This window comes from Aliterella sp. E5.1 (assembly GCF_057473825.1).
Genome location: NZ_JBYCCV010000469.1, coordinates 1 through 1,008, shown reverse-complemented (window position 1 = coordinate 1,008; position 1,008 = coordinate 1). Strand labels below are relative to the sequence as shown.

Below are 1,008 nucleotides of genomic sequence, written 5' to 3'. Positions count from 1 at the left end.
TAGCTTCCATAGTGTAACCACACCAGCCACCACCAATATGAATAATATTTAAGGAGCCGAATTCATGTAGTGCTCTATGAACAGCAGTTATTCCCATTGTGTACTCATAGCAGCACAATATTGTAAGATTATCCCTCTGTTTTAGCCGATTGACTTCAAAAATAATGTCATCATGCCTAGCGATATTTGTAATGTTCGCATGGGTGGAAAGTAATCTTTCAAACCACTTTATTCTATGGAATTCTACCCCCCAGTCATTTGAACCGTTACTCATTGCTCGAAAACCCTTGCAAACTCAGGCAGAAATCCAGGATAACTATCAAGACGATTATATTGGTTGGATTCAAATGCGCTAGCGTGTGCTTTGAACAGAAGAAATAGCTCAAATTCTTCATCTGTAAGGAATTCGCTATTGGATTCTACATAGTTAATTATTTTTGTATTGTTTGGGATGATTGTATTTAGCTTTCTGAAATTCCATTGTTCATATAGATTAGAGCCTGTATCAGTGTTAGCCGCATGTGATTGTGGACCCAAGTCTCTCCAAAGAATTCCATTTTCCATCAGTAGTCTGCGAATAGCTACCCACAAGTTGCTTCTTGAGTCAAAAACTACTTCTTTACCCAACTCCCTGATACGACTCTCATGCTCTGCCTTCCATTGGAAAAGCATATCTTCAGGGAATTCGCATTCTGGAGCCTTATCTATCATTCGATGGCAGGATGGGCACAATAGCAAAAGATTTTGGTAGGAATCTGGCCCACCCTCCGTTCTGCCTCTAGGTCCCCCTGGTTGCCTTGCTATCACATGTGCCATTTCTCCGATGATATACCCCGCACCTCCATGTTCAAAACGTATGGTTAAATCTCTCTGGCACTGAGGATTCGAGCAAATTCCAGCAGCACGCCCCCATAGTAATTTTATGTCTGGATCTGATATAGACATTTCCTGACCTAACGCTGCATTCCCATGATACCCAACAGTTTATTGCACAGAATCTTGCTGTTC

At 41.4% G+C, this 1,008-nt stretch carries 2 protein-coding genes; both read right to left on the bottom strand.

Features of this window, described 5'->3' with window-relative positions; all coding sequences use genetic code 11:
• Positions 1–274, bottom strand: a 274-nt coding sequence (locus AC2VE5_RS28295) for a hypothetical protein (RefSeq protein WP_486890825.1), incomplete at its 3' end; no start/stop codon positions are given.
• Positions 271–945 (bottom strand): HNH endonuclease, encoded by a 675-nt coding sequence (locus AC2VE5_RS28290; protein WP_486890824.1) that lies wholly within the window; start codon positions 943–945, stop codon positions 271–273. The genes AC2VE5_RS28295 and AC2VE5_RS28290, both read right to left, overlap by 4 nt.
• Between the last annotated feature and the right edge of the window lie 63 nt (positions 946–1,008).